This is a genomic window from Longimicrobium sp. (assembly GCF_036280135.1).
GTDB lineage: Bacteria > Gemmatimonadota > Gemmatimonadetes > Longimicrobiales > Longimicrobiaceae > Longimicrobium.
Genome location: NZ_DASURI010000010.1, coordinates 1 through 2,750, shown reverse-complemented (window position 1 = coordinate 2,750; position 2,750 = coordinate 1). Strand labels below are relative to the sequence as shown.

The window sequence follows — 2,750 nt, the reverse complement described above, 5'->3', positions numbered from 1 at the left end:
TCTCACGCAGAGCCGCAGAGGCGCGGAGTACCCCGGTCCACGCGGGAAATGGGGTACTCTGCGCCTCCGCGGCTCTGCGTGAGAATCAGTTCTGCTGGAGACTCGATCACACGAAAAAGCCTGCAACCGCCGAAGCAGTTGCAGGCTATTCCCTATTCCCTATTCCCTGCAGTCCCGTCAGTCCGCCAGCATCCCTCCGCCGGCATCCGCCAGCTCCGCCGCCTCGGCCACGCGGTCGTTCACGGCGCGGCGCAGGGCCTGGATGCGGTTGGACGCGTGCGGATCGAACGTGCGGTTGGCCAGCAGCACCGTCCACGTGCCGTTCTCCGGGTCCACCCACAGCGACGTGCCCGTGAAGCCCGTGTGGCCAAACGCCTTGCGGCTCACCTGCGAGCCCGACGAGCCGCCGCTGGCCTTGGGCGTCTCCCACCCCAGCGCGCGGTTGTCCGCGTTGGGCTGCTTCGCCGTGAACCGGCGGATGGTCTCCTCGGCAAAGATGCGCTGGCCCTCCAGCTCGCCGCCGCTGGCCAGCATGGCCGCGAAGCGCGCCAGGTCCGCCGCCGTGGAGAACAGCCCCGCGTTGCCCGACACGCCGCCCAGCTTGCGGGCCGTGGGATCGTGCACCTTGCCGCGGACGGGCTTGCCCGCGTCCGTCTTGTACGAGGGCGAGCAGCGGTCGCACGCCTCGCCGCCGGGGTTGAAGCGCGTGGACACCATCCCCAGGGGCCCGTAGACGCGGCTCTGCAGCAGCCCCTGCAGGTCCTGCCCCGCCGCCCGCTCGGCCGCCGCCCACAGGACGACGAAGCCCACGTCGGAGTAGACCATCCGCTCGCCCGGGTCCGTCGCCAGCGGCGTGCGGATGAGCTGCCGCAGCGCTTCGGCCGGCGTGCCCGACGCCCCGGCGCCCGCGGGCAGCCCGGACGTGTGCGTCAGCAGGTGCCGGATGGTCACCTGGTCCTTCTTGCCGCCGCTGAACTCCGGCAGGTAGCGCGAGACGGGCGCGTCCACGTCCATCCGCCCGTCCTCCACCAGCAGCATCACGGCCGTGGTGGTGGCGACCACCTTGGTGAGCGAGGCGATGTCGTAGATGGTGCGCTCGGCATCCACCTCGTACTTGCCCCACTCCGCGTTGCCGATGCCCCGCAGCAGCTCCATGTGCGCCCCGCGGCCGGCCGCCAGCGCCGCGCCGGGAAAGGCGCCGCGCCGCACCTCGGCCTGCACCAGGCGCTCGGCGGCGGCCAGCTTTTCCGCCTCCAGCCGCGCCCGGCGGGCCGCCGCGCTCTCCACGGGGGCCGTGACGGCCTTGGCGATCGCGGCGGGCACGGGGGCCACGGCCTGCACGGCCTCCAGCGCCTGGGGATCGCGGTCGTTCTGCGCCACGACACCGCCGGCCGCGCCCGCCAGCACCGTCGCCAGCAGGACGTATCGTCGCCGGTGATGGGGCCGATCGTTCTCGTAGACCATGGGATCCGCCTTTCTCTCGAAGCGCCCGCGATGGATCGAAATCCCCCGCCGCGCGTCATCTCGTGCCCTGATCCTGCCTCTTCGCCCTGCCCGCCGCGGATTGAATCTGCTCCGTCCGCGCGGGGAGTCCCGGACGTTCAGGGGGACTGCAATTGAGTGTAACCGAATCGCGTAACAGGTGGAACCCCTTAGGGTTAGCGGAACGTTAGAACAGTCGTCCGAAACCGCTTGGCGGGTCCGTGCGTAGCCGCTATCATAGGGGAATCCCCGCCCGACCCGTTTCCATCCGCCGAAACCGAATGGCTTTTCTTCAGACGCAGCGGCAGCGCGCCGCGGCCCTGGTGGCCGCGCTGGGCATCGCCATCGCCATCGCGCTCACTCCGTTTGCCTCGGGGCTGCTGGGGATCGCCGTGCTGTACGTGATCTGCGCCCCGGCCCACCGCCGCCTGTCGCGCCACGTGCCGCCGCGCGTCTCGGCGCTGCTGGTGCTGGCCGTGGCGCTCCTCCTGGTCCTGCTCCCCTTGGGCGTCGTCGTGGGGATCGTGGTGAGCGAGGCGCCCGACACCATCGCGGCCCTGCAGCAGAACGCCATCCTGGGCCGGCTGGAGACGCTGCGCATTGGCGGGCTGGACGTGGGCGCGCAGATGGCGCAGGCGGGCGGGACCGTGGTGGCGTGGCTTTCGGCGCAGGCGCTGGCGTTTTTCGGCAGCGCGGCGCGGGGGACGCTCAGCTTGGTGATCGCGTTCTTCGGCCTCTATTACCTGCTGCTGTACCCGGGCGCCGTGTGGTACTCGGTGCGCGACTTTCTCCCCTTTAGCGACGCGGCGGCGGACCACCTGCGCGACCGCTTTCACAGCGTGACGGAGGCCACGCTCGTGGGCACGCTGTTCACCGCGATCGTGCAGGGGACGCTCATCGGGCTGGGGTTCTGGCTGGTGGGGCTGCCCAGCGCGGCGTTCTGGGGGGTGATCACGGCGCTGGTGTCCGTGCTGCCCATGCTGGGAAGCGCGCTGGTGTGGGTGCCGGGCGTGGCGGTGCTGGTCGTGAGCGAACGGTGGGGGATGGCCCTGGTGCTGGCGGCCATCGGGTTCTTTGCCGCCAACGTGGACAACGTCATCCGGCTGATCGTGTTCAAGCGGGTGAGCGACATCCACCCCATGGCCACGCTGATCGGCGCCTTCGCGGGATTGAAGTACTTCGGGCTGCTAGGCGTGCTGCTGGGGCCGCTGGCGATCGCCTACTTCTTCGAGATGCTCAAGATGTACCGGATGGACTACGTGGTGGGG

At 70.6% G+C, this 2,750-nt stretch carries 2 protein-coding genes; one reads left to right on the top strand and one right to left on the bottom strand.

The genetic code is table 11. The features are described 5' to 3' along the window. Window positions 1–177: 177 nt before the first annotated feature. On the bottom strand, window positions 178–1,464 hold the full coding sequence (locus tag VFZ20_RS00315; protein ID WP_329681811.1) for a serine hydrolase domain-containing protein: 1,287 nt from the start codon (window positions 1,462–1,464) through the stop codon (window positions 178–180). Window positions 1,465–1,763: 299 nt separating this feature from the next. Between VFZ20_RS00315 and VFZ20_RS00310 the strand changes: the two genes are divergently transcribed. Then, window positions 1,764–2,750 (top strand): AI-2E family transporter (locus tag VFZ20_RS00310; protein WP_329681810.1); only part of this gene is annotated, 987 nt, incomplete at its 3' end.

Coding starts and splice junctions, on each gene's coding strand:
- VFZ20_RS00315 (WP_329681811.1), bottom strand. CDS start 1,464: ATGGTCTACGAGAACGATCGGCCCCATCACCGGCGACGATACGTCCTG.